Below are 23,765 nucleotides of genomic sequence, written 5' to 3'. Positions count from 1 at the left end.
AAAGGCCGGAGCCCCGAGGAGCAAGCTAGAACGAGAACCCCGCAGGGGCTTGAGTTCCAGTGGCCTATGGTGTAATTGGCAGCACGACTGATTCTGGTTCAGTTAGTCTTGGTTCGAGTCCAGGTAGGCCAGCTCGCAGAGCTTATCTGCAAAGCCCCCGTTGTGTAGCGGCCTAGCACGCTGCCCTCTCAAGGCAGTAGCGCCGGTTCGAATCCGGTCGGGGGTACTGATCTCGACTCGTCGGGATCGCTAGGGCCCCCGTTGTGTAGCGGCCTAGCACGCCGCCCTCTCAAGGCGGTAGCGCCGGTTCGAATCCGGTCGGGGGTACTGACTGGTCTAAACCATCATTGGTCTATGGTGTAATTGGCAGCACGACTGATTCTGGTTCAGTTAGTCTTGGTTCGAGTCCAGGTAGACCAGCTCGGATCTGCGGAAACGTAAGATCCACGCCCCCGTTGTGTAGCGGCCTAGCACGCCGCCCTCTCAAGGCGGTAGCGCCGGTTCGAATCCGGTCGGGGGTACGCACAGGGAAGGCCCTCCACCTCGGTGGAGGGCCTTCGCCGTTCCCCGGGCGCCCGCCGTTCCCCGGGCGCCCGCCGGCTCACCCGAAGCCGTACCGCCGCGTCGACTCCTCCTCCTGGGCCAGCCGGTGCAGCGCCTTCAGCACCGGCTCATTGAGGATCGCCCCCAGGATCGCGAACTCGACCTGCTCGGCCTCCGACGGGTACGCCTCCATGTTGTCCAGGTCCAGGACGGCCGTGCGGTGCATCAAGTCGGCGTACGGCGCGAGCTGTTCGGCTCCCCAGTCGTAGCCGAGCCGGCGGAACGCGGCCACCCCCACCACCAGCGAGCGGTACGCCGGGGAGATGCTCGTGAGCTGCTTGGCGTTCTCCCAGCCGAGCCGGTCCAGGAGCGCGGCGACCTCCTGGTGCGCGGCCCGGACGTACTCGTCCTCCTCGTCCGGCTCCGGCACCTGCGGCAGCGCCCACAGCGCCGCGCCGAGGTGCATCGCGCCGCCCAGGGAATCGTCGTCGACGTGCCCGAGCACCTCCCGGACCGTCGCCACCGGCACCCGGCCGACCTGGATCATCGCGCGCACCAGCCGCAGCCTGCGCAGGTGCTCCTCGTCGTACTCCGCCGTCGTCGTGTTGACCTGGCGGCCCGGCGGCAACAGCCCTTCGCGCAGGTAGTACTTGATCGTCGCGGTGGGTACACCGCTGCGTCTGCTCAGCTCGGCAAGCCGCATCCCTTGCGTTCCTCCTTGGATAACGGCACTATCCAAGCATGTGCTACTTGGATAGTGCCGCTCACCGATGAGGGGGAACTCATGGTGTCCCGAACGACCGCCGACGCGAAGGGCGAGGTCGTCGTCCTGCTGATCGGTATGCGCATCAACCGCTTCCGGGCGGTGCGCCTGTGGCTGCCCGTGATGCTCGGCATGTTCCGCATGCTGCGGGAGCTGGAGCAGGACCCCGGTCGCGGGCTGCTCGCCAAGGTGATGCTGACGGCGTCGCCGCGCACGTACTACGTCGTGCAGTACTGGGAGTCCAAGGAGAAGCTGTACGCCTACGCGACCGCGCCGGACGCCTTCCACCACAAGGCCTGGGCCGCGCTCAACCGCAAGGAGCGCGAGGGCCGGCTGTGCGGGCAGGTCGGGATCTGGCACGAGGCGTACGTCGTGCCGGAGGGGTCGTACGAGGCGATCTACGCCGACATGCCGGCGTTCGGGCTGGCGGCCGCGCACGGACAGGTGCCCCTGGAGCAGCGGGGCCGGTACGCCAAGGACCGCTTCGCCCACCGGTCCCGGCAGGGGCCGGCGGCGGACCGGGCCGGCTGAGGGGGAATCCGGAGCGAGCGGGGCCGCGGGCCGGCCGAGGCGGGGCGGGGGGCGCAGGAACCGGGGGAGCGGGGGCGGGGGAGCAGGGGGGAAGCGGGGAGGGCCTGCCGCGGCGTTGGGGCAGGCCCTTCCGGCGTTCCGTGCGTCCCGCTCAGCCCGTGCGGCGCAGGGCGTCCGAGAGGCGGGCCGCGGCGTCGATGACCGCCTGGGCGTGCATACGGCCGGGGTGGCGGGTCAGGCGCTCGATCGGGCCGGAGACGGAGACGGCGGCCACCACGCGGTTGGAGGGGCCGCGCACGGGCGCGGAGACGGACGCCACGCCCGGCTCCCGCTCGCCGATGGACTGCGCCCAGCCGCGCCGCCGTACGCCCGACAGGGCCGTCGCCGTGAAGCGGGCGCCCTGGAGGCCGCGGTGCAGGCGCTCGGGCTCCTCCCAGGCCATCAGGATCTGGGCCGAGGAACCGGCCTTCATCGTCAGCGTGGAACCGACCGGGACGGTGTCCCGCAGGCCGGACAGGCGTTCCGCCGCGGCCACACAGATCCGCATGTCACCCTGGCGCCGGTAGAGCTGTGCGCTCTCGCCGGTGACATCACGGAGGTGGGTGAGCACGGGGCCCGCCGTCGCGAGCAGGCGGTCCTCGCCCGCCGCCGCCGCAAGCTCCGCGAGGCGCGGGCCGAGGATGAACCGGCCCTGCATGTCGCGTGCCACCATGCGGTGGTGTTCCAGTGCCACGGCCAGGCGGTGAGCCGTGGGTCGTGCCAGTCCGGTGGCCCCGACCAGACCCGCGAGGGTGGCCGGACCGGACTCCAGAGCGCTCAGGACGAGGGCCGCCTTGTCCAGAACGCCGACGCCGCTACTGTTGTCCATGCAACGATACTCACGTCTCACTCTGTGAAACGCAAGTTCAATTTTCCGTGGAACGCGCCACCCTGGAAACACACAGCGGCCCGCAGACCAACGGGCCCGGCGGCGGACGCCCGGAATCACGACTTCATGGGGCCCCTCACAAGGGCAGTCGCCGCTCCCCCAAGATCTCGAGTTGGGCCGGTGGACGTGTGCCGGCCGGAGGGAAAGCGATGGGTAGGACACTCGCGGAGAAGGTCTGGGACGACCACGTCGTCCGGCGCGCCGAGGGCGAGCCCGACCTCCTCTTCATCGATCTGCACCTGCTGCACGAGGTGACCAGCCCCCAGGCCTTCGACGGGCTCCGCAAGAGCGGCCGCGCCGTGCGCCGCCTCGACCTCACCATCGCGACCGAGGACCACAACACCCCCACCCTCGACATCGACAAGCCCATCGCCGACCCCGTCTCCCGCGCCCAGCTGGAGACGCTGCGCAAGAACTGCGCCGAGTTCGGGGTGCGGCTGCACCCGCTGGGCGACGTCGAGCAGGGCGTCGTGCACGTCGTGGGCCCGCAGCTGGGCCTGACCCAGCCCGGCACCACGGTCGTCTGCGGTGACTCGCACACCTCCACGCACGGCGCCTTCGGCGCGCTGGCGTTCGGCATCGGCACCTCGCAGGTCGAGCACGTGCTGGCCACCCAGACGCTGCCCCTGGCCCGCCCCAAGACCATGGCGATCACCGTCGAGGGCGAGCTGCCCGACGGCGTCACCGCCAAGGACCTGATCCTGGCGATCATCGCCCGGATCGGCACCGGCGGCGGCCAGGGCTACATCCTGGAGTACCGCGGCTCCGCCATCGAGAAGCTCTCGATGGAGGCCCGGATGACCATCTGCAACATGTCGATCGAGGCCGGTGCCCGCGCGGGCATGATCGCCCCCGACGAGACCACCTTCGACTACCTCAAGGGCCGCCCGCACGCCCCCGAGGGCGCCGACTGGGACGCGGCCGTCGCCTACTGGAAGACCCTGAGGACCGACGACGACGCCGTCTTCGACGCCGAGGTCGTCATCGACGCCGCCGAGCTGTCGCCGTTCGTCACCTGGGGCACCAACCCGGGCCAGGGTGCGCCGCTTTCGGCGAACGTCCCCGACCCGGCTTCGTACGAAGACGCTTCGGAGCGCCTGGCCGCCGAAAAGGCCCTGGAGTACATGGGGTTGGCGGCCGGCCAGCCGCTGCGCTCCATCGACGTGGACACCGTCTTCGTAGGCTCGTGCACCAACGGCCGGATCGAGGACCTGCGGGCCGCCGCCGACATCCTGCGGGGCCGCAAAGTCGCCGACGGCGTACGGATGCTGGTCGTCCCGGGTTCCGCGCGGGTCGGTCTGCAGGCCGTCTCCGAGGGCCTGGACGTGGTCTTCAAGGAGGCCGGCGCCGAGTGGCGGCACGCGGGCTGCTCGATGTGCCTGGGCATGAACCCCGACCAGCTGGCCCCGGGCGAGCGCTCGGCGTCCACCTCCAACCGCAACTTCGAGGGCCGGCAGGGCAAGGGCGGCCGTACGCACCTGGTGTCGCCGCAGGTCGCGGCCGCCACGGCCGTCCTCGGCCACCTGGCCTCGCCCGCCGACCTGTCCGACGCAACCGCCGCGCCCGCTGGAGTCTGATCAGCCATGGAAGCATTCACCACGCACACCGGCCGGGCCGTCCCGCTGCGCCGCTCCAACGTCGACACCGACCAGATCATCCCGGCCCACTGGCTCAAGAAGGTCACCCGGGACGGCTTCGAGGACGGGCTCTTCGAGGCCTGGCGCAAGGACCCCGAGTTCGTCCTCAACCGTCCCGAGCGGCAGGGCGCGACCGTGCTGGTCGCCGGCCCCGACTTCGGCACCGGCTCCTCCCGCGAGCACGCCGTCTGGGCGCTGCAGAACTACGGCTTCAAGACCGTGATCTCCTCCCGCTTCGCCGACATCTTCCGGGGCAACTCGCTGAAGAACGGCCTGCTCACGGTGGTCCTGGACCAGAAGATCGTGGACGCGCTGTGGGAGCTGACGGAACAGGATCCCACTGCTGAGGTCACTGTGGACCTTGAGGCTCGTGAGGTGCGTGCGACGGGCATCACCGCCTCCTTCGAGCTGGACGAGAACTCCCGCTGGCGGCTGCTGAACGGCCTGGACGACATCTCCATCACGCTTCAGAGCGAGGCCGACATCGCCGCGTACGAGGCCAAGCGGCCCACGCACAAGCCGCGGACCCTCCAGATCTGATCCACCGCCCCGGACGGGTCGGGTTTCGGCCACCCCAACATCCCCTCTGTACCCCCGATCGCCACGATCGGGGGTACAGCCGTTTCTGCACCCGAACGGCCCTGCCGTGCCCCCCGGTCAGGCCCAACTTCCCACGTTAGGAAGGCCGTTGTGCGGGTACGTGAGTGCTGTGTTCGCGTCCTCCGCAAGTGCCTGGAAGGCCATTTGAGGCGGCAGTTGCCCCCTGGGCAGGCGACAACTCGCCCCAGATGGCACAATCTGTGCATGGAACACGACGGCCAACTCCAGCTGTATACGGCGGTCGCGAACCAGCTCAAGGAAGCGCACGCGAAAGTGCGCGCACTGCAAGTCCCGGAGGGCGTACGGATGGCGCTGACCCGGAAGCTGCTGGTCATTACGGCCGCGGCCAAGCACGATCTCGCCGGTGCGGCAAGGCGGCTCGAGCGGTTCACCGCGGACCTCGACGAGGGTCGGATCCCCGACGAGGACCGCTGAACAGCCCGGGACAACCGAGTCCGTTGCGGCACAAGGGTGATAAGCCCGTTTCGTGTTTGATTTGCGGTATATATCTGCCTAACGTGCGAAAAAGCTTGAACACTTTCGTTCTGGCGATGTCTCCGAAGGGGAAGACGTGAACAAGGCGCAGCTCGTAGAAGCGATTGCCGACAAGTTGGGCGGCCGCCAGCAGGCCGCCGATGCCGTCGATCATGTCCTGGACGCCATCGTCCGCGCGGTCGTCGCGGGCGAGCGGGTCTCGGTCACCGGCTTCGGGTCCTTCGAGAAGGTGGACCGCCCCGCCCGCTACGCCCGCAATCCCCAGACGGGCGAGCGGGTTCGGGTCAAGAAGACCTCCGTGCCGCGCTTCCGCGCCGGTCAGGGCTTCAAGGACCTGGTGAGCGGCTCCAAGAAGCTTCCGCGGGGCGGCGAGGTCTCGGTCAAGAAGGCGCCCAAGGGCAGCCTGTCCGGCGCTCCGCCCACCATCGCCAAGGCCGCCGGCAAGAAGGCCGCCGCCAAGAAGACGGCGGGTGCGGCGAAGAAGACCACGGGTGCCGCCACGAAGAAGGCCGCTGCGAAGAAGACCACGGCCACCGCGGCGAAGAAGACCGCTGCGAAGAAGGCGCCCGCCGCCAAGAAGACCACCACGGCGCCCGCCAAGACCACCGCGGCGGCGGCGAAGAAGACCACCGCCAAGAAGACGACGGCCAAGAAGGCCCCGGCGAAGAAGGTCACCGCCAAGAAGGCCCCGGCCAAGAAGTCGACGGCCCGCAAGACCACCGCCAAGAAGACCACCGCCCGCAAGGCCACCTCGTAAGGCCGCCGAGGCACTCACGCGCCGGGCCGGACTCCCCTGGGGAGCCCGGCCCGCGGCGTGTGTAAGGGCGGTTACAGGGTTTGAAGGGTTACGAGGGTGATCCGGACGGCGTCGCCCTCGCCCTCCGTCTCGATCCGCACCCGCTGCCCGGGACGCAGCAGCCGCAGGTCTCCGGCGTCGAACGCGGCGGTGTCGAAGGGCACCGGGGTGCCGTCGTCGAGGAGTACCTGGCCGCTGCGGGTCTCCGGGTCGTAGGTGTATGCGGTGGCCTGCATGGCAGTCAGCGTAGTGCCTCCGGCCGTTCGCCGCCGGGGCCGCGGTGCGCCCACCGGCCCCCTAAGGTCCCGGGATCGGCAGCCTGGTCGACACCGCGGCCGTGTGCCGGCCCACCCCCAGGGACAGCGCCGCGCGCAGATCGGCCCCCCTGTCCACGTCCTGGCGGACCGAATCGACCCCCGCGAGCGCGAGTTCCGTCGCACCGGAGGCCCGGTGCCGGAAACGGGAATCAATACCGAACGCCGGCCGCAATTCCCGGCCGGGGGCCGTGGCCAGCAGTGTCGTGCCCGAGCCCGCCGCGTCCGCCAGGAATGAGCGGCCGAATTCCGCGGCGGCGGAGAGTACCCGGGAAAGTTCCCGCGCGCGCAGTGCCGGCAGATCGGCGTTGAGGGCCGCGACCGGGGCGGCGGGGCGGATTTCCCGCACCGCGGCCGCGCCGTGCGCCAGAGCGGCGTTCAGACCGTTTGCAGGGGTGTCCGGCACGATCCGCGCGCCCAGGGCGCCCAGCTCGCGGGAGGCCAGCTCGTCGTCCGTGACGACCGCCACATCCGCCACGGCCGGGCACGCCAGCGCCGCTGCCACGGTGTCCTGCGCGAACGCCAGTGCCAGGGCCGGGCGCAGCCCGTCGCCGGCGGTGTCCGCGAGCCTGCTCTTGGCCCGTGTGAGGGGCTTCAGGGGGATGACCAAGCTCCACTGCACCGGCGTACCGTCCCTCTCTCGTCGCGATCATTGTCCCCCGGGCCATCCGGCGCGTCCGGTGGCGGGGCGTACGGTGTTCTCGACAGACCGGCGGCCCGGGGCCACACTTGTGCGGCCCCCGCCGGGGTGGCAGTCCTAGAGGAAGGTGTCCTTGTGTCCCGCCGCAGAATCGGCTTCTGGTACCGCTTCGCCGCGGTGATCTGCAAACCGCCGCTGGTGGCTCTGATCAAGCGGGACTGGCGTGGAATGGAGCACATTCCGGCCGAGGGCGGATTTATCACCGTGGTGAACCACAATTCCCACGTGGACCCCTTCGCGTACGCGCACTATCAGTACAACACCGGGCGGGTCCCGCGATTCCTGGCGAAGAGCGGGCTTTTCAAGAAGGGATTCGTCGGCGCCGCCATGCGCGGCACCGGGCAGATCCCCGTCTACCGCGAGTCCACGGACGCGCTCAGCGCCTTCCGCGCCGCCATCGACGCCGTGCAGCGCGGCGAGTGCGTCGCCTTCTACCCCGAGGGCACCCTCACCCGCGACCCGGACGGCTGGCCCATGACCGGCAAGACCGGTGCCGCCCGCGTCGCCCTCCAGACCAAGTGCCCGGTCATCCCGGTCGCCCAGTGGGGCGCCAACGAACTGCTGCCGCCGTACGCCAAGAAGCCGAACCTCTTCCCGCGCAAGACCCACCACGTGCTGGCGGGCCCGCCCGTGGACCTCTCCCGGTTCTACGACCAGGAGATGACCCCCGAGGTGCTGAAGGCGGCCACCGAGGTCATCATGGCGGCGATCACCCGCCTCCTGGAGGAGATCCGCGGCGAGAAGGCGCCCGAGACGCCGTACGACCCGCGCCGCGAGCGGATCGAGCAGCGGCGCCGCACCGCGGCACAGACGCAGACGCGGGGCAGGCAAGCGGAAGGGCAGAGCAAGTGAGCAACCCTGTGCGGGCGGCCGTCATGGGCACCGGTTCGTGGGGCACCGCCTTCGGCATGGTCCTCGCCGACGCCGGCTGTGAGGTGACCCTGTGGGCCCGCCGTCCGGAGCTGGCCGAGGCGGTCAACTCCACCCGGACCAACCCCGACTATCTGCCCGGCGTGGAACTGCCGGAGAACCTGCGCGCCACCGCCGACCCGGCCGAGGCCCTGCGGGACGCGGACTTCACCGTCCTCGCGATCCCCTCCCAGACCCTGCGCGCCAACCTCGCCGAGTGGACCCCGCTGCTCGCGCCGGACACCGTCCTCGTCTCCCTGATGAAGGGCGTCGAACTCGGGTCCACCATGCGGATGAGCGAGGTCATCGAGGACGTCGCCAAGGTCGGCGCCGACCGGGTCGCCGTGGTCACCGGGCCCAACCTGGCCCGCGAGATCGCCGCCCGCATGCCCGCCCTGGCCGTCGTGGCGTGCACGGACGAGCAGGTCGCCCAGCGGCTCCAGGCCGCCTGCCACACCCCGTACTTCCGGCCGTACACCAACACCGACGTGGTCGGCTGCGAACTCGCCGGCGCGGTCAAGAACGTCATCGGGCTCGCGGTCGGCATCGCCGACGGCATGGGACTGGGCGACAACGCCAAGGGCTCGCTCATCACACGCGGACTCGCCGAGACCACCCGGCTCGGCCTCGCGATGGGCGCCGACCCGCTGACCTTCTCCGGACTGGCGGGCCTGGGCGACCTGGTGGCCACCTGCTCCTCGCCGCTCTCCCGGAACCACACCTTCGGCACCAACCTCGGCAAGGGGATGACGCTGGAGGAGACCATCGCGGTCACCCGGCAGACCGCCGAGGGCGTCAAGTCCTGCGAGTCCGTGCTCGGTCTGGCCCGCCGGCACGGCGTCGACATGCCCATCACCGAGACGGTCGTGAGCATCGTGCACGAGGGCAAGTCGCCGGTCGCCGCGCTCAAGGAACTGATGGCCCGCAGCGCCAAGCCCGAGCGGCACTGACCCCCCGACCGGCACGCACCCTCCGACCGCCACCGCTACCGCCACCGCCCCCGGCGCCCCCGTACCCGGCACGGTCGGCCCCGGTCCGGCCCCGGTCCGGCCGCGGCCCGCACGGGCCCGGCCGGGGGTCCCGTCGGACGCGGCGGGAGTCGTTCCGGTCCGGCCGGCGGCCGTGCCGGAGCCGGTCGGCGCCCCTGCCGGACATCACCTCCGGAGGTTCCCGCGCGACGCTCCGCGACCGTCCGTGCGACGCTGAGCGACGGCCCGGGAGCGCGCGCTGACTTGGGCGCTACCTCCGGGTACTCTCATCGCGATATGAGCACCGAGAACCTTCCCCAGAGCCCTGAGCAGCCGTCGCGCAAGCCGCGCGTCGCCGTCGTGTTCGGCGGCCGCAGCTCCGAACACGGGATCTCCGTGGTCACCGCCGGCGCCGTCCTCAAGGCCATCGACCGGACGAAGTACGACGTCCTGCCGATCGGCATCACCGCGGACGGCCGCTGGGCGCTGACGGCCGACGAGCCGGAGCGGATGGCCATCACCGACCGGCGCACCCCGAGCGTGGAGGAGCTGGCGGAGTCCCATGAGGGCGGCGTGGTGCTCCCCGTCGACCCCGCCAACCGCGAGGTCGTCTACAGCGAGCCCGGCTCCGTGCCCAAGGCGCTCGGCGAGGTCGACGTCGTCTTCCCGGTGCTGCACGGCCCCTACGGCGAGGACGGCACCCTCCAGGGCCTGCTGGAGCTGTCCGGCGTGCCGTACGTGGGCTCCGGGGTCCTCGCCTCGGCCGTCGGCCAGGACAAGGAGTACATGAAGCGGGTGTTCACCTCCTTCGGGCTCAAGGTCGGCCCGTACGTGGTGATCCGGCCGCGCGAGTGGGCCCGGGACGAGTCCGCCGCCCGCAAGAAGATCGTCGACTTCGCGGGCGAGCACGGCTGGCCGCTGTTCGTGAAGCCGGCGCGCGCGGGTTCGTCGATCGGCATCACCAAGGTCGACGACCTCTCCGGCCTGGACGAGGCGATCGCCGAGGCGCAGGCGCACGACCCGAAGATCCTCATCGAGGCGGCCGTACGCGGCCGGGAGATCGAGTGCGGCGTCCTGGAGTTCGAGGACGGCCCGCGGGCCTCCGTCCCGGCCGAGATCCCGCCGCCGGACGCGCACGCGTACTACGACTTCGAGGCCAAGTACATCGACTCCACGCCCGGCGTCGTCCCGGCCCCGCTCACCGCGGAGCAGACCGCCGAGGTGCGCGGGCTCGCGGTCGAGGCGTTCGAGGCGGCCTCCTGCGAGGGTCTGGTCCGGGCGGACTTCTTCCTCACCGAGGACGGCGAGTTCGTGATCAACGAGATCAACACCATGCCCGGCTTCACGCCGATCTCGATGTACCCGCAGATGTGGCAGGCGAGCGGGATCGCCTACCCCGAGCTGGTGGACCGCCTGGTGCAGGCGGCGCTGCGCCGCTCGACCGGACTGCGCTGACCGGCGCCGGACCGCGCTGACCGGCGCGGGTCAGTGCCGCATGGAGGCGAGCCCCTTCGGGACCGCCTTCTTCACGGCCGCCGCCAGGTCCATGAGCACCTGGGCGCTGTCGTCCGGCCCGGACAGCTTCTCCGGCAGCGTCACCTGCACGTACGCACGGCGACCGGACGTGGTGAACCGCCACGTCCCGTCGTCCTGCTTCTCCATCAGCCAGTCGACCCCGTTCACCCCGCCGCCGATCGCGTTCGGGTCGTCGCCGAGGGCGACCTTGGGATCGACCATCTTCGGCGGCCGGACGATGCCGCAGCGCAGTATGATCGCCGGGTTTCCCCAGCCCGCCGTGTAGGCGGACCGGGGCTCGGGGTCCTGGCGGCTTCGCCCGTCCACCTTCCGTGGCAGTGCCTTGTCCAGGTCACGGCAGAGCGGGGCGGTCTTCGCGTCGGGGGTGGGGACCGCCACGGTGACGTCGTCCGCGGTGGAGCAGCCCGCGACCACGATGAGCAGGGCGGGCGCGAGCAGGCCGAGCGGCCGGTGACGGAAGATGTTCACCGGCCAAGCGTAGACGGGGGCTACAGATGCACGACCGGACAGGTCAGGGTGCGCGTGATGCCGTCCACTTGCTGGACCTTCGCGACCACCATGCGGCCGAGTTCGTCGACCGTGTCGGCCTGGGCGCGCACGATGACGTCGTACGGTCCCGTCACGTCCTCGGCCTGGAGCACTCCAGGGATCTTGCTGATCGTCTCGGCGACGGTCGACGCCTTGCCGACCTCCGTCTGGATCAGGATGTACGCCTGTACCACGGAACCTCCAGGGCGGCCACGAGGATCATGTGGGGAAAAGGAACGCCACGGTATCGCGTCGCCGCTCCCCGCGGGGAGACCTGCGGGAACCGGGCTTGCGCGCCAGGGTGCAGGCACGACGGAAGTTGACGGTCACCCGGACCGTTTCGACGGTCGTCGCGGCCGTGCCGGCGGCCGGGACGACCGCGGCGGCGGTCATCTCGACCGTATCGGGGACACTGATGACGCGCGACCGGGCACGGCACGGCAGAGAAGGGGAGCAAGGGACATGAAGGGCACTGTTGGTGAGCTCGGGGAGTTCGGGCTCATCAGGGAGCTCACCTCCCGTCTCACCACCACCCCGGCGGTCCGGGTCGGCCCCGGCGACGACGCCGCGGTGGTCGCCGCGCCCGACCGCCGGGTGGTGGCGAGCACCGACATCCTGCTGGAGGGCCGGCACTTCCGCCGCGACTGGTCCACGGCCTACGACGTCGGCCGCAAGGCCGCCGCGCAGAACCTGGCGGACATCGCCGCGATGGGCGCCGTACCGACCGCGCTGCTGCTCGGGCTGGTGGTCCCGGCCGAGCTGCCGGTCACCTGGCCCACCGAGCTGATGGACGGCCTGCGCGACGAGTGCCAGGTCGCCGGGGCCTCCGTGGTCGGCGGGGACGTCGTACGCGGCGACACGATCATGGTGTCCATCACCGCGCTCGGCGACCTGCGCAACCAGGAGCCGGTCACGCGCGCGGGTGCCCAGCCCGGCGACATCGTGGCCGTCACCGGCTGGCTCGGCTGGTCGGCGGCCGGGTACGCGGTGCTCGCCCGGGGCTTCCGCTCGCCGCGCGCCTTCGTGGAGGCCCACCGGCGCCCCGAGCCGCCGTACCACGCGGGTCCGGCCGCCGCCGCGCTCGGCGCCACCGCGATGTGCGACGTGAGCGACGGGCTGATCGCCGACCTCGGGCACATCGCCGAGGCCAGCAAGGTCCGCATCGACATCCGCTCCGGCGCGATCGACATCCCGACGCAGATGAACGACATCGGGCAGGCCGTGGGCGTGGACCCGCTCCAGTGGGTGCTGACCGGGGGAGAGGACCACGCGATCGTGGCGACCTTCCCGCCGGACGCCAAGCTGCCGGCCCGCTGGAAGGTCATCGGCGAGGTGCTCAACCCCTCCGCGCTGCCCCAGGTGACCGTCGACGGGGCGCCCTGGACCAGCAAGGGCGGCTGGGACCACTTCGGGGACATCGAGTCGTGAGCGCCCACGGAGCGCCGCCCCGGGTGCTGACGGTGGCCGGCTCGGACTCGGGCGGCGGCGCCGGCATCCAGGCCGACCTGAAGACGATGCTGGCGCACGGCGTGCACGGCATGAGCGTGATCACGGCCGTGACCGCGCAGAACTCGCTCGGCGTGCAGGGCGCCTGGGAGCTGCCGGTGGAGGCCGTCCGCGGCCAGTACCGCAGCGTGGTGGACGACATCGGCGTCCAGGCCGTGAAGACCGGCATGCTGTCCTCCGCCGAACTGGTCGAGGCGGTCGCCGAGTTGATCTCCGGCACGGACGCGCCCGCCGTGGTCGACCCGGTGGGCGTCTCCAAGCACGGCGACCCGCTGCTGGCCGCCTCCGCGCTGGACTCCGTACGGACGAAGCTGCTGCCGGCGGCGACCGTGGCCACCCCCAACCTCGACGAGGTGGCGCAACTCACCGGTGTCCGCGTCGAGTCCGAGGACGACCTGCGGCGGGCCGCGGCGGCCGTGCTGGCCCACGGCCCGCGGTGGGTGCTGATCAAGGGCGGGCACCTGCCCGCGGACACCGGCCGGGCGGGCGGGAACCAGGCGGTGGACCTGCTCACCGACGGCGCCGAGGAGCACTGGCTGCGCGCCCCGCGCCACGACAACCGGCACACCCACGGCACCGGCTGCACCCTCGCCTCCGCGATCGCCTGCGGCCTGGCGCGCGGCCTGAGCGTGCCGGAGGCGGCCAGGGCGGCCAAGGAGTACGTCACCGGGGCGATCGCCGCCGGCTTTTCCCTCGGCACCGGTATCGGACCCGTGGACCACGGGTGGAGGCTGCGGCGGGACACCCTCTGAGCCCCCGGCTTCCCGGGGCCAGGACACGGCCGGCGACGGCAGGACACGGCTGTACGCGGCCGGCGACGGCAGGGCACGGCAAAAAGCCGGTCCACCCTGAGGTGGACCGGCTCAGTGCAGCGAACCAGCTGGTGGCCGCGCGCTCAGCTGTAGCGTCAGCGCGAGACCTTGCCGGCCTTGATGCACGAGGTGCAGGCGTTCACGCGCTTCGGCGTCCCGCCGACCACGGTACGCACACGCTGGATGTTCGGGTTCCAGCGGCGGGACGTACGGCGGTGCGAGTGCGAGATGTTGTTGCCGAAGCCCGGCCCCTTGCCGCAGACGTCGCAGTTGGCAGCCACGGGTCACTCCAAAGACTTCAGATGCACTTACGGTTGATCCCGGCATGCCGGGATCGAGATCCTAAAACCGAGATCTTGAGTGGCGCTGCCAGGGGGAATAGCCCGATCGGATCGGGCAACCGGAGCAGCATACAACGGCTGCGCCCGTAGAACGAAACTACCATGGCAGCTCAGGGCCCCTCCCCGGCCCTCTTCCGGAGGACACCGGTCCGGGGTCTACGCTGCGTCCCACGTCCAGCCAGCTCAGGGAGGCGCAGGTGGCGCAGGTGCCGCAGACGTTCGATGCTCTCGCGGTGCGCACCTGGTGCGGTCTGGCGTTGCGGGCACTGGGCCGGGCCCGCGAGGAGATCGACGCGATCAACGTCTATCCGGTGGCGGACGGCGACACCGGCACCAACCTCTACCTGACCCTGGAGTCGGCGGCGACGGCCGTGGAGGCGGTGTTCGCCGGGTACGAGACCGGCTGTGCGGAGCCGTCGCTCGCGGACGCGGTACGAGCCATGGCCCACGGGGCGCTCATCGGGGCCCGGGGCAACTCCGGGACGATCCTCGCGCAGCTGCTGCGGGGCATGGCGCAGGTGCTCGCGGAGAACGGTGACGCCCCTCATACCGACGGGTCCGGGCTGGGGCTGGCCCTGCGCCGGGCCGCCGACTCCGCCCGGCAGGCCGTGGCGCGTCCGGTCGAGGGCACGGTGCTGACGGTCGCCTCGGCGGCCGCCGAGGCCGCCGAGGGGGCCGAGGGCGACTGCGGGACGGTCGCGCGGGCCGCCTACGAGGGCGCGCGGGCGGCGCTGGCGGCGACCCCGGACCAGCTGGCCGCGCTGAAGCGGGCCGGAGTGGTGGACGCGGGCGGGCGGGGGCTGGTGGCGGTGCTCGGCGCACTGGTGGAGGTGTTCACGGGGGAGTCGGTACGGCAGGCGCCGCGCCGGGAGGGCTCGCGCCGGGAGGGCTCGGGTCGAGAGGGCTCGGGTCGGCAGGCGCCGCTCGCGGGGGCCGCGCCGGAAGAGGGGGCGCTCGGGCAGGGCGTGCCGGGGGAGGCGCCGCGCGGGGAGACCTCGCCGGGTGATGCTCCGCGTGCGGGGACTCCGCTCGGGGGGCCCCTGCCCGGTGAGGCCCTCCCCGCGGGCGCCCCGCAGGCACCGGGAGCCGCTCCCGCCGGGCACGCGCGCGGGCAGGACGTTGCCGCACCCGACCTCTGCGCCGACGCGGCGGACGCCGGCGGCCCCGCCTTCGAGGTGATCTACCTGCTGGAGGCCGACGACGCGGCCGTGGCCCGGCTGCGCACGCGCCTCGACACCCTCGGCGACTCCCTGGTCGTGGTCGGCGGCGACGGGCTGTGGAACGTCCATGTGCACGTCGACGACGCGGGCGCCGCCGTGGAGGCGGGGGTCGAGGCCGGGCGGCCGTACCGGATCCGGATCACGCACTTCGGGCTCGGCGACGCGCACACCGGTCGTGGACGCCCGCCCCGCGAGCCCGCCCAGCGGGCGGTCGTCGCCGTCGTACCGGGCGAGGGCCTGGCCGGGCTGTACACCGAGGCCGGCGCCACCACCGTCCTGGCCCGCCCCGGGGAGCCGCCCGCCAGCGGGGAACTGGTGCAGGCCGTACGGCGCGCCCACGCGCGCGAGGTCGTGCTGCTGCCCAACGACGCCGAGCTGCGCCACACGGCCGCCGCCGCGGCCGAGCAGGCCCGCACCGAGGGCATCCGGGTGGCCCTGATCCCGACCCGCTCGGCGGTCCAGGGCATCGCCGCGCTCGCGGTGCACGAGCCGGAGCGCCGGTTCGACGAGGACGTCGTCCAGATGACCTCGGCGGCGGGCGCCACCCGGTACGCCGAGGTCGTCGTCGCCGAGCACCAGTCGTGGACGACGGCCGGGATCTGCCAGGCCGGCGACGTGCTCGGCCTGATCGACGGCGATGTGGCGGTGATCGGCACGGACGTCACCGCCACCGCCCGGACGGTGCTGGACCGCATGCTCCAGGCCGGCGGCGAGCTGGTCACGCTCGTCGTCGGCGACGAGGCGCCCGGGACCGTCGCCGCGCGCCTGGAGGCCCGCGTGCGGGAGTCCTACCTGGCGGTGGACACGGTGGTGTACCGCGGCGGCAGACAGGGCGCGCTGCTGCTCATCGGCGTGGAGTGACGGTCCGGCGGGCTCGGCGCGCCGTCCACCGGCGTGCGGTGGCGCCCCGTGGCTCAGCCCCGCGGTCCGGCCTCGGCACCCGTCCGTTCCCCGTTCCCCTCCTCCGCCGCGGCCGCCGCTTCCGCTTCCGCCGCCGCCTCCAGCAGCTGGTCGGCCTCCGCCCGTCGCGCCCGTACGCTCTCGCCGCCGTCGTCGGTGCCCGCGTAGGCCGCGAGCACCGCACGCGCGCGTGCCGCCGCCCGCGCCGGGCGGCCGAGATCCGCCTCCAGCCAGCCCGCGGCCAGTTCCGCGCCGGTACGGCTGTGCAGCCCGGCCGCGCCGAGCGTGTCGAACACCGCCACGGACCGGGTCATCTGCTCCAGCGCCGCCTCGAACGCGGCCCGGATCGCCGTGTCCTCGGCCTCCTCGGGTGCCGAGCGGGCCAGCAGCTCCGCGAACTGCCGGTGCGTGGCGCCGAGTTCGGCGGTCAGCTCCTCCCGTTCCGCCGGTCCCGCCGCCGCCAGTGCCGTCTCGCACTCCCGTACCGCCCGGGCCATCAGCGCGCGTGCGTCCGCCGGCCCGGGCCCCCCGCCCAGGGCCAGCCAGGCGCGGGCACGCAGCGAGCGGACCAGGAACTGCGCGTTGCCAAGGGCGCGCCACAGGTCGCCCGCGCGCGCGTAGGCGCGGTCGGCCTCCTCCGTCAGGCCGGCGCTGCCCAGCGACTCGGCGGCGAGGTGGGCGAGCGTGGCGTGGTCCTGCTGCTCGGGCCAGTGGCGGGCGAGGCCGGCGGCCGCGAGCCGCTGTTCGGCGGCGGCCCGGTGCTCGCCCAGCTCGGCCAGGCAGTCCCCGAGCCACCAGTGCGCCTGGACGACGATCCCGTCGCCGTGCGTGTCGGCGCTCAGGTCGGCCAGCGCGGACTCCAGCACCTCGGCGGCCTCCGCGTACCGGCCGAGGCGCAGCAGGAAGCCGCCGAGCTGCTGCCGCGCCCAGGCGCCCAGCGTGCCGCTCTCGCCGGCCTCGTCGGCCCAGTGCGCGGCCTCCAGCGCGTGCTCGGCCGCCTCGGCGGCCGCGTCCCGGCCGCCGAGCACCTCGGCGAGCTGGAGGTGCAGCTGGGCCCGCCCGACCGGCTCCACGTACGGCCCGCCGTGCTCCACGGCCGCCCGCAGCGCCTGCTCGGCGCCGGCCAGGTCGCCGGCCTGGTGGGCCAGTGCCGCGATCTGCACCTCGTACTCCACCGCGAACCACGGCAGCCCGGCGGCCACGTACGCGCCGGCGGCCTGCCGGAACAACGCGGCCGCCCGCTCGGCGTCCCCGGTGAGCCCGGCCAGCTCGGCGAGCATCGCCCGCGCCTCGGCCGCCCGTGCCGCCAGCCGTACGTCGCCCCCACCGCGCCCCTCGACGAGCGCCAGCACCTCCCGCACGGCCGCCTCGGCCACGAGGACGGCCTGGTAGGCCCCGGAGGCGACCTGCCCGGCCTCCGCACGGTCGGCACCTGCCGTTCGTCCGGCCTGCGGGCCGCTGCCGGGGGCCTGCCCGCCGTCCGAGGGCTCGGCGTCGGCGGTCTGCCCGGTGCCGGTGCCGGTGCCGGCACCGGCCGCCCCCGCGGTCGGGCCGGCGGCCGGGGCGGTCGGCCCGGTGTCCGCGGCGGCCGGACCCGTGTCCGCGGCAGCCGGTCCGGGGGACCCGGCCGTGCCGGTGTCCGCGGCGGTCGCTCCCGTGTCCGCGGCGGCCGGACCCGTGTCCGCGGCAGCCGGTCCGGGGGACCCGGCCGTGCCGGTACCCGCGTCGCCCGCCCCGGCGGCCTCGTGCACCCGCCGCATCAGGATCCGCGCCCGGCTCATCACCACCGAGGCGGTCTGCCGCACGCCGGTGCCCTCGTCGGCGTAGAGCGCGAGCACCTCGTCGTACAGGCCCGTGACCGTGGCCAGGGCCTCGGCCACTTCGCCGGTGAGCGCGCGGACGTACGCCCCGCGTGCGCGAGCCGCCAGCGCCTCGCCGGGGTCGCCGGCCTCCGCGTACAGCGCCGCCGCCCGCTCGAACAGGGGCAGGCCCTCGGGCCCGCGGGCCATCGCCTCGTGGTCGGCGATCTCCGCGCGGTCGCGCGGTGCCAGCCCGGCGCCGTCCCCCGCGGCCCGCGCGACGGCCGCCCACGCCTCCAGGGCGTGCGGCCGCAGGGCGTCCGACAGGTGCCGTGCCTCGGCGAGCAGGGCGGCCAGGCCGGACTCGCCGGAGCCCCCCGGCGCCCCGGGCGGGCCCGGTGACACCGGGGGCGCGGCCGCCGGTGCGGGCGGCGCAGGGCGAACCGTACGCACCCCGAGCGGCAGCCGCTCCACCAGCGGGCGCTGGGCCATCCGCGCGGCGACCCGGTCACCGACGGACGAGGTGCCGTTGCGGCGGTCGAACCGGCCGGCCAGTTCCGTCGCCTCCGCGCGCGCGTGCGATGCGAGTTCCCGAGCCGTCCAGGTCCGCCCGGCCGGCCCCGGCACCCGCCGCTCGCCCAGCCCCAGCTCGGTCAGCCGGTCCATGAGCAGCGTCACGACGGCCATGAAGTCCAGCCGGCTGCGCGGGTGCCCGGTGTCCGTGAAGTACGCCGGCCGCTCGGCGAGCAGTTCCAGACCGCGCGCCTCGTTGCCGGTCAGCGCGCAGAACTCCACGTGGTCGGCGTACGCGCCGCGCATGCTCTCCATCGGGCGGACCAGCCGGAAGCCCCGCAGGTGGTGCGCCCGGGCCTCCTCCACGCGGCCGAGCCGCAGCAGCGGGGCCAGCGAGGAGGCCAGCACGGTGTGCGGCTCGTGCGCGCAGGCGAACTCGCCCTCCAGCACCGGCCGCCACAGCCGCAGCGCCTCCGCGTCCCGGCCGCACCGCACCTGCCAGGTGCCCTGCGCGTGCAGCTCGCAGGCGTGGCAGTCGGCCATCCGGTCCCGGTCGGCGGCCAGCCACGCGGCGTACGCCCGCTCCGCGCGGGCGAGGTCCCCGATGTGCGCGGCCACGCTCAACTCGGCGCTGCGCACGGCCCGCTCGGAGTGCCCGGCGAGCCGGTAGCGGTGCTCCATCTCGCCGAGCCACTTCTCGATCGAGGCGAGCGGGACGTGCGGCTGGTCCAGCATGCCCGCCGACATCCACTTGAAGACCCAGTGCAGCGAGTGCGCCTCGTACTCGTCGAAGTCCTCGGGCCGTTCGTCCCACATGCGCAGCAGCCGCGCGAACGGGACGAACATCTTGTCCTTCTCGGAGCTGTAGTTGTAGACCTTCAGCTGGTGCCCGAGCGCCTCGATCACGGCGAGCGGGACGTCCAGCCGCTCCGCCTCGGCGAGCAGGTGCTCCGCGCGCGCGTTGCGGGCCGGGCCCTCCGGCTGCTCGGAGTTCTCCGCCAGCGCCCGGCGCAGCGCGTCGAGATCCGTGATCTCACTCATCGTCCGTCACCCTCTCCGTGGGTCGCCCATGCGAGCAGCCCGATGAACGCCCGGTTGAGCAGCGCGGAGTCGGCCGGCCGCAGCGGCCGCTGCGCCATCAGCAGCGCCTGCCCGTACAGCGACTCGGTCGCGGTGCCGATCAGCTCCGGGTCCCGGAGCGCGCCGATCCGCCGGACCAGCGGATTGAGGTGGTTGAGCACCAGACGCGCGCGGGGGGCGCTGCCGCGCAGCGAGCCCAGGATGCCCGCCCACAGGTCGTCGGCCCGCTCCTCGGCCTCCGCCCGGGCCTGCTCGTGCCGGGCCGCCCGGTCGTCCAGGTGCAGCGCGGGCACGGACAGCGGGTGGAAGGCCCGCAGGACCACGTCGCAGCCCAGCGGATCGAGCCGGGCCTGCGCGGCGGCCAGGAAACCGGACAGTGCCAGCTCCTCGCCCGGGTCGACCGCGTCCAGGTGCGCGGTCACGGTGTCCGCGTCCAGTTCGGCGACCACCGTCCCCGGCCGCACCCGCGGCAGCGCCTCGACCAGCTCGCTGTCGTAGGTGTAGCCGCCGTTGACCACGCCGACGCCCTGCGCCGAGGCGATCGGCGCGACCTGCCGGTACTCCTCGACACTCCGCGTGAAGTGGACCACCGGGTGCCGCCGCGCGAACTCCTCCAGGGACAGCTGCCCGTCGGTCGTCTCGAACGGCAGCCACGGCAGCATGGTGCGCAGCATCTCCCGGTCGTGCCGGGCCAGGGACTTCACGCCCAGGTGGTGCACGGCCAGGAAGGCCGACAGGCGCTCCGGGTCACCGGCCGCGAGCCCGGTCAGCCAGGACCGGATCCTTTCGCCCAGCGCGTCCCGTACGGCGGCGAGCGTCTCGTCCTCGTACAGCGACTCGCGCGAGGCGGTGGGCCGCAGACTGTCGGTGTCCAGTACGCAGCGCACGAAGAACGCCCAGTCCGGCAGCAGCTGCTCGGCCCGCTCGGTGAGCAGCATGCCCTTCAGGTGCACGCGGTGCGTCGCCCGCTGGGCCGGGCTGACCGCCGACGGCAGCACGTACGCCACCCCGCGGATCCCGGCCAGCGGCACGTCCAGGTCGATCGAGTCCAGCGGCGTGAACCCGAACAGCTCCCGGCAGTGCCGGGCCAGCGCCACCCTGCGGCCGGCCGGACCCGGGTGGGCGCGGTCCCAGGGGGCGGGCAGCTCGGTGACGGGCTCGTCGCCGACCCGGACGTCGTACGGCAGCAGGGAGCCGAAGTCCCGGGCGAGCGCGCGCACCCGGTCGGGCGCCAGCCACTCGGCCGCCCCGGCCCGCGCCGTCAGGTACACGGTCGTACCCGGCTCGGGGCGCTCCGCGGCGGGCAGCGTCCGCACGGTGTACGAGCCGTCGTCGCGGGCCGTCCACTCCACCGGCGGGGCCCCGGGCGTACGGGCGCTGCGGCTGACCACGCGGATCCGCTCGGCGACCAGGAAGCAGGCCAGCAGCCCGATGCCGAACTGGCCGAGGAACTCGGACCGGGCCTCCGCCAGGCCCTCGGCACGCTTGGAGCTGCGCCCGATGGTCGCCAGCAGGGAGTGCACGTCCGGCTCGGTGAGCCCGACACCGGTGTCCTCCACCCGCAGCCCGCCGTCCGCGGCGTACAGCCGGATCCGCGCCGGGGCATCCGGCTCCGCGGCGCGCCGGGCGGTGACGGCGTCCACGGCGTTCTGCAGCAGCTCGCGCAGATAGACCTTGGGGCTGGAGTAGAGGTGGTGCGAGAGGAGGTCCACCAGACCGCGCAGGTCGACCTGGAACGTATGAGGTGAGTGAGGTGGGTGAGGTGGCTGGGATGCCTGGTGTGAGGGCTGCGAGTCCATCGTCACTGCGCCGGCGGGGGAGTGCGTGGCGGCGCGGGGTCGGGCGGTCCCGGCGGGGCGGTGACCGCGAAGGATGGCCGGAGCGCGTCATCCTAGGCCGGAACAGCCCGCCTGACCAGGAGTTTCCCCGATGTTAACGGGACCGGCCCGTCGAACCCGCCAGGCGGCGTCCACGCATTGTCAGTGCGGTGGTGTGCAATGGATCTCGTGCCCGCACTGGAAGAACCACTGAAGCAGCCCCTGAAGTCAGTGCTCGGCCCCGCCACCGCGAAGGTGATGGCCGAGCACCTCGGCCTGCGCACCGTCGGCGACCTCCTGCACCACTACCCGCGCAGATACGAGGAGCGCGGCCAGCTCACCCACCTCGCCGACCTCCCCATGGACGAGCACGTCACGGTGGTCGCCCAGGTCGCCGACGCCCGCCTGCACAGCTTCGCCTCGGCCAAGGCGCCCCGTGGCAAGGGCCAGCGCCTCGAAGTGACGATCACGGACGGCAGCGGCCGGCTCCAGCTGGTCTTCTTCGGCAACGGCGTGCACAAGCCCCACAAGGAGCTGCTGCCGGGCACCCGCGCGATGTTCGCCGGCAAGGTCTCCGTCTTCAACCGCCGCCTCCAGCTCGCCCATCCGGCCTACGAGCTGCTCCGGGGCGAAGGCGACGAAGCCGTCGAGACCTGGGCCGGCGCCCTGATCCCCATCTACCCGGCCACCGCCAAGCTGGAGTCCTGGAAGATCGGCAAGGCGGTGCAGACGGTCCTGCCCACCGCACAGGAGGCCCTGGACCCGCTCCCGGACTCCCTGCGCGCGGGCCGCGGCCTGGTCCCCCTGTCCGAGGCACTGCTCAAGATCCACCGCCCGCACACCAAGGCCGACATCGCCGACGCCCGCGCCCGGCTGAAATGGGACGAGGCCTTCGTCCTCCAGGTCGCCCTGGCCCGCCGCCGGCACGCCGACACCCTGCTGCCCGCGGTCCCCCGCACGCCCCGGCCGGACGGCCTCCTCACGGCCTTCGACGCACGCCTGCCGTTCACCCTCACGGAAGGCCAGCAGAAGGTCTCCCGCGAGATCTTCGACGACCTCGCCACCGCCCACCCCATGCACCGCCTGCTCCAGGGCGAGGTGGGATCGGGGAAGACCATGGTGGCCCTGCGGGCCATGCTCGCCGTCGTCGACGCGGGCGGACAGGCGGCCATGCTCGCGCCCACCGAGGTCCTCGCCCAGCAGCACCACCGCTCCGTGACCGAGATGATGGGCGAGCTGGCCGGCTGGGGGCTGTGGCGCGAAGCGCCCGGGCAGGAGGGCGGTGGCGGGCCGGGGGAGGGCGTGATGCCGGGCGGCACCGAGCACGCCACCAAAGTGGTGCTGCTCACCGGCTCCATGGGTATGGCGGCCCGCCGCCAGGCCCTGCTCGACCTGGCCACCGGCGAGGCCGGCATCGTCATCGGCACCCACGCCCTCATCGAGGACAAGGTCCGCTTCCACGACCTCGGCCTGGTCGTGGTGGACGAACAGCACCGCTTCGGCGTGGAACAGCGCGACGCCCTGCGCGGCAAGGGCAAACAGCCCCCGCACCTCCTCGTGATGACGGCCACGCCCATCCCGCGCACGGTCGCCATGACGGTCTTCGGCGACCTGGAGACCTCCGTCCTGGACCAGCTCCCGGCGGGCCGCTCCCCGATCGCCAGCCACGTCGTCCCGGCCGCCGACAAGCCCCACTTCCTCGCCCGCGCCTGGGAACGGGTCCGCGAGGAGGTCGAGGCCGGCCACCAGGCGTACGTCGTCTGTCCGCGGATCGGCGACGAGGAGGACGACCCGGAGAAGGCCGGCAGGAAGAAGCCGTCCGAGGCCGAGGGCGAGGCCGACAAGCGCCCCCCGCTGGCCGTGCTCGACGTCGCCGGCCAGCTGGCCGCCGGCCCCCTGAAGGGCCTCGCGGTCGAGGTGCTGCACGGCCGTATGCACCCCGACGACAAGGACGCCGTGATGCGCCGCTTCGCGGCCGGCGAGACGGACGTCCTGGTCGCCACCACCGTCATCGAGGTCGGTGTCAACGTCCCGAACGCCACGGCCATGGTCATCATGGACGCCGACCGCTTCGGCGTCTCCCAGCTGCACCAGCTGCGCGGCCGGGTCGGCCGCGGCTCCGCCCCCGGCCTGTGTCTCCTGGTCACCGAGATGCCCGAGGCGAGCCCGGCCCGCCAGCGGCTGAACGCGGTCGCCTCCACCCTGGACGGCTTCGAACTCTCCCGCATCGACCTCGAACAGCGCCGGGAGGGCGACGTCCTCGGCCAGGCCCAGTCCGGTGCCCGCTCCAGCCTCCGGGTCCTGGAGGTCATCGAGGACGAGGAGGTCATCGCGGAGGCGCGCGAGGAGGCGGCGGCGGTGGTGGCGGCGGACCCGGAGCTGCGGCACCTCCCGGGCCTGCGCACCGCCCTGGACGCCCTCCTGGACGAGGAGAGGGAGCAGTACCTGGAGAAGGGGTGAGCCGCAGCGCCCCGGAGGGGGCCGCGAGCGCCCGGGAAAGGGCCGTGAGCGGCCACGGCGCACCAGCTG

The 23,765-nt window shown here is 73.3% G+C and carries 21 protein-coding genes and 5 tRNA genes; 17 read left to right on the top strand and 9 right to left on the bottom strand.

Going from position 1 to position 23,765, the window contains the following annotated elements:
* Positions 1 to 60: 60 nt before the first annotated feature.
* The 5 genes from ABZ576_RS14440 to ABZ576_RS14420 all read left to right on the top strand — a co-directional run bounded on the left by ABZ576_RS14440 (position 61) and on the right by ABZ576_RS14420 (position 521).
* Positions 61 to 132, top strand: a tRNA-Gln gene (locus ABZ576_RS14440).
* Positions 133 to 153: 21 nt separating this feature from the next.
* Positions 154 to 226: transfer RNA gene (locus ABZ576_RS14435), tRNA-Glu, on the top strand.
* Between the two features lie 28 nt (positions 227 to 254).
* Positions 255 to 327 (top strand) — tRNA-Glu (locus ABZ576_RS14430).
* A 21-nt stretch (positions 328 to 348) separates the two neighbouring features.
* Positions 349 to 420, top strand: a tRNA-Gln gene (locus ABZ576_RS14425).
* A 28-nt stretch (positions 421 to 448) separates the two neighbouring features.
* Positions 449 to 521, top strand: a tRNA-Glu gene (locus ABZ576_RS14420).
* 80 nt (positions 522 to 601) lie between these two features.
* Here the strand turns inward: ABZ576_RS14420 and ABZ576_RS14415 are convergent.
* A complete protein-coding gene (locus ABZ576_RS14415) occupies positions 602 to 1,246 on the bottom strand; it encodes a MerR family transcriptional regulator (RefSeq protein WP_360739805.1) in 645 nt (214 codons plus the stop codon).
* Between the two features lie 81 nt (positions 1,247 to 1,327).
* Here ABZ576_RS14415 and ABZ576_RS14410 point away from each other — a divergent pair, with 81 nt between their 5' ends.
* A complete protein-coding gene (locus tag ABZ576_RS14410) occupies positions 1,328 to 1,837 on the top strand; it encodes a DUF4188 domain-containing protein (protein WP_360739804.1) in 510 nt (169 codons plus the stop codon).
* A 151-nt stretch (positions 1,838 to 1,988) separates the two neighbouring features.
* Here the strand turns inward: ABZ576_RS14410 and ndgR are convergent, their stop codons facing one another.
* Positions 1,989 to 2,705, bottom strand: coding sequence for an IclR family transcriptional regulator NdgR (ndgR, locus tag ABZ576_RS14405; protein ID WP_360739802.1), 717 nt, complete (start codon positions 2,703 to 2,705; stop codon positions 1,989 to 1,991).
* A 209-nt stretch (positions 2,706 to 2,914) separates the two neighbouring features.
* Between ndgR and leuC the strand changes: the two genes are divergently transcribed.
* From leuC to ABZ576_RS14385, 4 genes are all read left to right on the top strand, one after another.
* Positions 2,915 to 4,342, top strand: a complete 1,428-nt coding sequence (leuC, locus tag ABZ576_RS14400; RefSeq protein ID WP_360739801.1) for a 3-isopropylmalate dehydratase large subunit — start codon at positions 2,915 to 2,917, stop codon at positions 4,340 to 4,342.
* 6 nt (positions 4,343 to 4,348) lie between these two features.
* Positions 4,349 to 4,942 (top strand): 3-isopropylmalate dehydratase small subunit, encoded by a 594-nt coding sequence (gene leuD / locus ABZ576_RS14395; protein WP_360739799.1) that lies wholly within the window; start codon positions 4,349 to 4,351, stop codon positions 4,940 to 4,942.
* Positions 4,943 to 5,206: 264 nt separating this feature from the next.
* Positions 5,207 to 5,437, top strand: coding sequence for a hypothetical protein (locus ABZ576_RS14390; RefSeq protein ID WP_360739798.1), 231 nt, complete (start codon positions 5,207 to 5,209; stop codon positions 5,435 to 5,437).
* A 136-nt stretch (positions 5,438 to 5,573) separates the two neighbouring features.
* On the top strand, positions 5,574 to 6,254 hold the full coding sequence (locus tag ABZ576_RS14385) for an HU family DNA-binding protein (RefSeq protein WP_360739797.1): 681 nt from the start codon (positions 5,574 to 5,576) through the stop codon (positions 6,252 to 6,254).
* A gap of 71 nt (positions 6,255 to 6,325) precedes the next feature.
* Here the strand turns inward: ABZ576_RS14385 and ABZ576_RS14380 are convergent, their stop codons facing one another.
* Both ABZ576_RS14380 and cofC read right to left on the bottom strand, forming a co-directional pair.
* Positions 6,326 to 6,529, bottom strand: coding sequence for a hypothetical protein (locus ABZ576_RS14380; RefSeq protein WP_360739796.1), 204 nt, complete (start codon positions 6,527 to 6,529; stop codon positions 6,326 to 6,328).
* Positions 6,530 to 6,590: 61 nt separating this feature from the next.
* Entirely contained in the window at positions 6,591 to 7,229 is a 639-nt protein-coding gene (cofC, locus tag ABZ576_RS14375; RefSeq protein ID WP_360739795.1) for a 2-phospho-L-lactate guanylyltransferase, read from the bottom strand.
* Between the two features lie 153 nt (positions 7,230 to 7,382).
* On the opposite strand from cofC, the gene ABZ576_RS14370 reads away from it, so the two are divergent.
* From ABZ576_RS14370 to ABZ576_RS14360, 3 genes are all read left to right on the top strand, one after another.
* On the top strand, positions 7,383 to 8,159 hold the full coding sequence (locus ABZ576_RS14370; protein WP_360739794.1) for a lysophospholipid acyltransferase family protein: 777 nt from the start codon (positions 7,383 to 7,385) through the stop codon (positions 8,157 to 8,159).
* Positions 8,156 to 9,166 (top strand): NAD(P)H-dependent glycerol-3-phosphate dehydrogenase, encoded by a 1,011-nt coding sequence (locus tag ABZ576_RS14365; RefSeq protein WP_360739792.1) that lies wholly within the window; start codon positions 8,156 to 8,158, stop codon positions 9,164 to 9,166. The genes ABZ576_RS14370 and ABZ576_RS14365 overlap by 4 nt, the downstream gene beginning before the upstream one ends.
* A gap of 315 nt (positions 9,167 to 9,481) precedes the next feature.
* Positions 9,482 to 10,639 (top strand): D-alanine--D-alanine ligase family protein, encoded by a 1,158-nt coding sequence (locus ABZ576_RS14360; RefSeq protein ID WP_360739790.1) that lies wholly within the window; start codon positions 9,482 to 9,484, stop codon positions 10,637 to 10,639.
* Positions 10,640 to 10,669: 30 nt separating this feature from the next.
* Here the strand turns inward: ABZ576_RS14360 and ABZ576_RS14355 are convergent, their stop codons facing one another.
* Together ABZ576_RS14355 and ABZ576_RS14350 are read right to left on the bottom strand one after the other, a co-directional pair.
* Entirely contained in the window at positions 10,670 to 11,188 is a 519-nt protein-coding gene (locus tag ABZ576_RS14355) for a DUF3515 domain-containing protein (protein WP_360739788.1), read from the bottom strand.
* A gap of 20 nt (positions 11,189 to 11,208) precedes the next feature.
* Positions 11,209 to 11,442 (bottom strand): Lrp/AsnC ligand binding domain-containing protein, encoded by a 234-nt coding sequence (locus ABZ576_RS14350; protein ID WP_059252806.1) that lies wholly within the window; start codon positions 11,440 to 11,442, stop codon positions 11,209 to 11,211.
* A gap of 268 nt (positions 11,443 to 11,710) precedes the next feature.
* Between ABZ576_RS14350 and ABZ576_RS14345 the strand changes: the two genes are divergently transcribed.
* Both ABZ576_RS14345 and thiD read left to right on the top strand, forming a co-directional pair.
* A complete protein-coding gene (locus ABZ576_RS14345; RefSeq protein ID WP_059252807.1) occupies positions 11,711 to 12,676 on the top strand; it encodes a thiamine-phosphate kinase in 966 nt (321 codons plus the stop codon).
* Positions 12,673 to 13,506, top strand: coding sequence for a bifunctional hydroxymethylpyrimidine kinase/phosphomethylpyrimidine kinase (gene thiD, locus ABZ576_RS14340; RefSeq protein WP_360739786.1), 834 nt, complete (start codon positions 12,673 to 12,675; stop codon positions 13,504 to 13,506). Before ABZ576_RS14345 ends, thiD begins: the two co-directional genes overlap by 4 nt.
* Positions 13,507 to 13,661: 155 nt before the next feature.
* Here thiD and rpmB read toward each other — a convergent pair whose 3' ends face one another.
* Positions 13,662 to 13,847: a 50S ribosomal protein L28 gene (rpmB, locus tag ABZ576_RS14335; protein WP_003993230.1), complete on the bottom strand. Its 186-nt coding sequence runs from the start codon at positions 13,845 to 13,847 to the stop codon at positions 13,662 to 13,664.
* A gap of 257 nt (positions 13,848 to 14,104) precedes the next feature.
* On the opposite strand from rpmB, the gene ABZ576_RS14330 reads away from it, so the two are divergent.
* Positions 14,105 to 15,988: a DAK2 domain-containing protein gene (locus tag ABZ576_RS14330; protein ID WP_360739784.1), complete on the top strand. Its 1,884-nt coding sequence runs from the start codon at positions 14,105 to 14,107 to the stop codon at positions 15,986 to 15,988.
* 53 nt (positions 15,989 to 16,041) lie between these two features.
* On the opposite strand, the gene ABZ576_RS14325 is transcribed toward ABZ576_RS14330, so the two are convergent.
* Together ABZ576_RS14325 and ABZ576_RS14320 are read right to left on the bottom strand one after the other, a co-directional pair.
* On the bottom strand, positions 16,042 to 19,380 hold the full coding sequence (locus tag ABZ576_RS14325; RefSeq protein ID WP_360739783.1) for a tetratricopeptide repeat protein: 3,339 nt from the start codon (positions 19,378 to 19,380) through the stop codon (positions 16,042 to 16,044).
* Positions 19,377 to 21,218: an HSP90 family protein gene (locus ABZ576_RS14320; RefSeq protein ID WP_360739782.1), complete on the bottom strand. Its 1,842-nt coding sequence runs from the start codon at positions 21,216 to 21,218 to the stop codon at positions 19,377 to 19,379. Before ABZ576_RS14320 ends, ABZ576_RS14325 begins: the two co-directional genes overlap by 4 nt.
* 198 nt (positions 21,219 to 21,416) lie before the next feature.
* Between ABZ576_RS14320 and recG the strand changes: the two genes are divergently transcribed.
* Positions 21,417 to 23,696, top strand: a complete 2,280-nt coding sequence (gene recG, locus ABZ576_RS14315; protein ID WP_360739781.1) for an ATP-dependent DNA helicase RecG — start codon at positions 21,417 to 21,419, stop codon at positions 23,694 to 23,696.
* The last annotated feature ends 69 nt before the right edge of the window (positions 23,697 to 23,765 follow it).

It is taken from the genome of Streptomyces sp. NPDC013455 (genome assembly GCF_040632975.1).
GTDB lineage: Bacteria > Actinomycetota > Actinomycetes > Streptomycetales > Streptomycetaceae > Streptomyces.
The sequence above is the reverse complement of the archived record's forward strand: the minus strand, read 5'-3'. Positions and strand labels throughout refer to the sequence as shown.

Excerpts from the sequence above, each read along its gene's own strand:
- ABZ576_RS14415 (WP_360739805.1), bottom strand. The coding sequence starts at position 1,246 with ATGCGGCTTGCCGAGCTGAGCAGACGCAGCGGTGTACCCACCGCGACG.
- recG (WP_360739781.1), top strand. The coding sequence starts at position 21,417 with ATGGATCTCGTGCCCGCACTGGAAGAACCACTGAAGCAGCCCCTGAAG.
- ABZ576_RS14320 (WP_360739782.1), bottom strand. The coding sequence starts at position 21,218 with ATGGACTCGCAGCCCTCACACCAGGCATCCCAGCCACCTCACCCACCT.
- ABZ576_RS14360 (WP_360739790.1), top strand. The coding sequence starts at position 9,482 with ATGAGCACCGAGAACCTTCCCCAGAGCCCTGAGCAGCCGTCGCGCAAG.
- ndgR (WP_360739802.1), bottom strand. The coding sequence starts at position 2,705 with ATGGACAACAGTAGCGGCGTCGGCGTTCTGGACAAGGCGGCCCTCGTC.
- ABZ576_RS14345 (WP_059252807.1), top strand. The coding sequence starts at position 11,711 with ATGAAGGGCACTGTTGGTGAGCTCGGGGAGTTCGGGCTCATCAGGGAG.
- ABZ576_RS14410 (WP_360739804.1), top strand. The coding sequence starts at position 1,328 with ATGGTGTCCCGAACGACCGCCGACGCGAAGGGCGAGGTCGTCGTCCTG.
- ABZ576_RS14325 (WP_360739783.1), bottom strand. The coding sequence starts at position 19,380 with ATGAGTGAGATCACGGATCTCGACGCGCTGCGCCGGGCGCTGGCGGAG.
- leuD (WP_360739799.1), top strand. The coding sequence starts at position 4,349 with ATGGAAGCATTCACCACGCACACCGGCCGGGCCGTCCCGCTGCGCCGC.
- ABZ576_RS14380 (WP_360739796.1), bottom strand. The coding sequence starts at position 6,529 with ATGCAGGCCACCGCATACACCTACGACCCGGAGACCCGCAGCGGCCAG.
- ABZ576_RS14390 (WP_360739798.1), top strand. The coding sequence starts at position 5,207 with ATGGAACACGACGGCCAACTCCAGCTGTATACGGCGGTCGCGAACCAG.
- leuC (WP_360739801.1), top strand. The coding sequence starts at position 2,915 with ATGGGTAGGACACTCGCGGAGAAGGTCTGGGACGACCACGTCGTCCGG.